This window comes from Novosphingobium sp., from assembly GCF_036733805.1.
In the GTDB taxonomy this organism is placed as follows: Bacteria; Pseudomonadota; Alphaproteobacteria; order Sphingomonadales; family Sphingomonadaceae; genus Novosphingobium.
In genome coordinates, this window is sequence record NZ_DAIMZT010000113.1 from 1 (window position 1) to 3821 (window position 3821).

A 3821-nucleotide genomic window follows, 5' to 3' on the forward strand; every position below is an offset into this window, starting at 1 on the left:
GCGAGCGCGCGCTTCTTTCGGGGCGCTACGCAGTGAGATAAGCACCGCCGTTGACGCCCCAGATCTGGCCGTTGACCCAGGCAGCGTCGTCGGAAAGCAGGAACGCGACGGTTGCCGCGATATCGGCCGGAACGCCAAGGCGGGTGCTGCGTAGGCCGGCCTTCAGTTCGTCGATGAATTCCGGGGGCATCACCGCCTTGGCCGTTTCGGTCAGCACTATACCCGGGGCGACGGCGTTGCAGCGAATTCCTTCCTGTCCCCAGCGCGACGCCACATGCCGGCACATGGCATTGACGCCAGCCTTGGAAGCGGAATAGGCGACAGGTGCTTCGTCGCGCCCGATGGGCGGAGAACCGGTCGAGGTCGTCGTGCAGACGATGCTTCCTCCACCGCTTTCGATCAGGTGAGGAAGTACTGACCGGATAAGCGTGGCATAGCCGATCAGGTTGACCCGCAGCGTCCGTTCCCAGATCGCAACGTCCATGCGCGATACGTCTATGTCCCGTCCGAATATTTCCTGCCTCAGGTCGGCGGCGTTCGCATGAAGCCCGTCGATCCGGCCGAAATGGGCGGCTGCCTGCCCGATCAGGCTTTCGGTGGAGGTCTCGCAAGCCTGATCGTATGCGATCGCGATAGCTTCGCCACCACTATCGCGGATTTGCCGCGCCGCCTCCTGCGCGCCGCGTTCATCGATATCGCCGATGGCGACCTTGGCGCCTTCTTCGGCCAGCCTGCGGGCGGACGCAAGCCCGATGCCCGTAGCCGCGCCGGCGACGACGATTACCTTTCCAGTCAAGCCATTCATGTTCGCTCCCCTCCAAGGATAATCGCGGGCTTTTCCGAAACCTGATCCTTCTACAGGCTACCCTTCGCACGATTGGCGAAGGCCGCCGCGGATTGCCCGCCTGAAAGTCCGCGCCCCGGCGCGGCTGTGGTCCGGATTCTTATTCCAGCGCGCCTCTTGCGAACGCTTCCTTGTCCATCATGTTCTGTGCGCCAAGCTTGCCTTCTCGCAGCGCGGAGAACATCTCGTCGATCAACTCGTCACCCACCTCTATCTTCTGGATCTTCCACATCAGCGAGTCGATGATCGCGGATGCATAGCGAAATACGGTGTAGCCGATCGCCTCGATTACCCACTTCGTGCCCCGGCTGTCCGCCAGTTCGCGGAAACGCTCCGCCGTCAACGTACCTTCGACCGTGTGTCTTACCAGTTCCACCAGCTCTCGTCCGTCGGAGGGCAGCGCGTCCAGCCGGTCCTCCCGGATCGCTTCGATTTCGTCGGCGGAAATGCCGTTGGCGGCCGCCACGGCGATATTGCCCGCCTGAACCCATCCGTTCACCAACAAGGGCAGAAGGCCCATGTCCAGCCAGGCGCGCTCCACCTCGTTCATCGTGCCGCGGATGCTCGCTGTCATGTAGTGGTCGCCAAGCTCGGCCCAAAGGCGGGCAAGTCGAGGCGTCTGGAGAAGGCCAGTAAACAGCGGAGCGACCTCGAATGGATACTCGTCGCGGAGCATCGGCATGCACTCGAACTTGCGCTTGTCCCGCGCGACGACCCATTCAAGATCCCTGCGTTCGCTGTCACTGAGCGTGTCGTTTCCGGGAAGCGGCAAGAAGCGGCTCATGTCCCGTCCTTCGCCCTCCTTGTCCCAGTCGAGCGTTGCCCAGGTCAGCTTCAGGACCTTCATCTGGGGTGAACTGTCACTCAACATAGGCTTGTCTCCAAAGGTTAAATGCGGGCATCGGCGCGGGCGGAAGCCTGATGGCGCAGAAGGACGAGGCGTATGCGCCGCATTGTACGGATCGACCAACCGCGTGAAAAGTCGACCGGAACCAGTGGAGCTTAGCTCCGGTTTGCGAGCGGCAACCTATCCGATGTCAGGGAGCATCTTCGCTTCGCCTCGCGGATTTGCCGGTAGTCGGATAACGGCCCGCGGACCGAACTGAGTGCAAGGCTGTGCAGGATGATTGCCGCCCGCTGAAAGATAGGTCTCTAGCGTTTCTCCCCCGCTAGCATGCGTCTATGTGCTGGTGCCAGCTATCGGAGGCCGGAGTGATCGAACTTTTTGACGGCTTTTCTCCGAACGATAAGAGAAAATTGTAGAGGATAGATTATGAATAGTTTCAACGACGACGAGCTGCTGGCGGCAATGAAGCCTGAGAATCGTGCGTCTTTCATGCCGCTGGAGCAGCACCTCCGCCCGCCGATGACGCCGCTCCAGATGATCGAGCTCAACGGTGAGCACACGCGGCGATTCTTTGCCGGCGACTTCGATGGCATCATGGAACATTCGCTGATCGATGAGCCGGTCTACGAATTTCTTCCTGCTCGCATCCGGGTCAGAGGCAAGGAAGCGGTGCACCGTTATCACCAGCTCAACTACGAAATCGTGATCGCGCAAGTCGATCCAGAGCGCCGCGCGGCTCCGGCTGACGCGGGTGCCACTTACACACGATCTTTTGGCGAGAACAGCTTCGCGACGGAAATCAGCAGCATGTTCGATCTTGGCGATGGCAATCTGCAGCGATGCTATTTTAACGCGGTAATCACTTTCCAGGACGGCAAGATGGTGGGCGAGCGGGTCTGGATGGATCAGAAGCTGAGCGACTTTTTCGTCGCGGGCCTGGAAAAGGATCCGGAGTTCTTCAACTTGCCGGGCGTCGAGCGTTTCTAGTCGTGAAATTGTGCGGGGCAGGGAAAATCAATGGTAGTGCTTGAACCGGAAACCGGACCCTATTCAAAACCGTTGCCGGACTTGAACGAACGGAATGCCCTGTTCGTAGAGGGTCTTCAGCGTCACGAATTTCTGGTGCCGAAGTGCCAGGATTGCGGTGACTACCACTGGGTGCCCTATCCGGCATGCCGGACCTGCCTGTCGGATGCTCTGACATGGACGCCCGTCTCGGGAAAGGCGCACGTCTACTCCTACACCGTCGTGCATCGAGGATTGGGGCCTTTCGCGGAGCAGGCGCCCTACGTCGTCGCGATAGGTGAGCTTGTGGAACAACCTCGCCCATGCCTCGTCGTCGCGGAACTGGTCGGCACCCCCTGGCAGGAAGTCCATATCGGCCAGCCGCTTCAGATTGGCTTCGTGGACGTATTGGATGCGAACGCCACCACTTTCCGCTGGGTCGTTCGCAAGTGATCTGGCGGCGCCCGTAATGCGGCGTGCCGGCCTCATGCTGACGGAAGAGACCCCGATGGATCGCCGGCCAGGCAGTCTCGGCGGACGGCGGGACTTCGCTGACAGAATTGCAAGTCGCCGTCTGAATTCTGGCAAGGCCATGTGTCGATTCTCAAGATGAATCGTCCCTAACCCGAAATGACCTTCTAATGGATAACAAGACACTGGGATCGGAAGAATGGAAGTCGTACTGGCCGCTGGTTCTGACCGCATTTCTGGGAATGTCGTACCCGGCAATAGCCTACTATTCGATCGGCTTGTTCATCGAACCGCTGAGCCGTGATTTTGGTTGGAGCCGGACCGAGATTGCTGTCGGTGCGAGTATTTCAGCCATCGTGACGATCCCGATTATGCCGCTGGTAGGGGCGCTTGTCGATCGCTGGGGCGTTCGGTTTCTGGCGCTGCCAGGCACAGTGTTGACCGCAGCTTGCATTTCTTCATTTGCACTTGCGAACGGCAATCTCACTCTTTGGGGCCTGCTCTGGGGGTTCTTCGCTCTTTGCCAGGCATTTCTGAAGACCACTATATGGACCGCGGCGGTCATGTCGCGGTTCGTAGCCGCTCGAAGCCTTGCAATCGCCATAACGCTTATTTGTTACATACCCTGCATCAAAGGGTTGCCACCCCCCGATA

5 protein-coding genes are annotated in these 3821 nt (G+C 59.7%); 3 read left to right on the top strand and 2 right to left on the bottom strand.

From position 1 onward, the window contains the following. Window positions 1-25: 25 nt before the first annotated feature. Both V7D69_RS15440 and V7D69_RS15445 read right to left on the bottom strand, forming a co-directional pair. Window positions 26-805, bottom strand: a complete 780-nt coding sequence (locus V7D69_RS15440; RefSeq protein ID WP_324064712.1) for an SDR family NAD(P)-dependent oxidoreductase — start codon at window positions 803-805, stop codon at window positions 26-28. Between the two features lie 139 nt (window positions 806-944). Then, window positions 945-1715 (bottom strand): hypothetical protein, encoded by a 771-nt coding sequence (locus V7D69_RS15445; protein WP_324064713.1) that lies wholly within the window; start codon window positions 1713-1715, stop codon window positions 945-947. 402 nt (window positions 1716-2117) lie between these two features. On the opposite strand from V7D69_RS15445, the gene V7D69_RS15450 reads away from it, so the two are divergent. The 3 genes from V7D69_RS15450 to V7D69_RS15460 form a co-directional block, all read left to right on the top strand. Beyond that, a complete protein-coding gene (locus tag V7D69_RS15450; protein ID WP_324064714.1) occupies window positions 2118-2678 on the top strand; it encodes a hypothetical protein in 561 nt (186 codons plus the stop codon). A 30-nt stretch (window positions 2679-2708) separates the two neighbouring features. After that, window positions 2709-3149: a Zn-ribbon domain-containing OB-fold protein gene (locus V7D69_RS15455; RefSeq protein ID WP_324064715.1), complete on the top strand. Its 441-nt coding sequence runs from the start codon at window positions 2709-2711 to the stop codon at window positions 3147-3149. A gap of 188 nt (window positions 3150-3337) precedes the next feature. Then, window positions 3338-3821 (top strand): MFS transporter (locus V7D69_RS15460; protein ID WP_333606256.1); only part of this gene is annotated, 484 nt, incomplete at its 3' end.

What these genes read in the sequence shown, in the direction of transcription:
- V7D69_RS15440 (WP_324064712.1), bottom strand. Translation starts at nt 805, where the DNA reads ATGAATGGCTTGACTGGAAAGGTAATCGTCGTCGCCGGCGCGGCTACG.
- V7D69_RS15445 (WP_324064713.1), bottom strand. Translation starts at nt 1,715, where the DNA reads ATGTTGAGTGACAGTTCACCCCAGATGAAGGTCCTGAAGCTGACCTGG.
- V7D69_RS15450 (WP_324064714.1), top strand. Translation starts at nt 2,118, where the DNA reads ATGAATAGTTTCAACGACGACGAGCTGCTGGCGGCAATGAAGCCTGAG.
- V7D69_RS15455 (WP_324064715.1), top strand. Translation starts at nt 2,709, where the DNA reads ATGGTAGTGCTTGAACCGGAAACCGGACCCTATTCAAAACCGTTGCCG.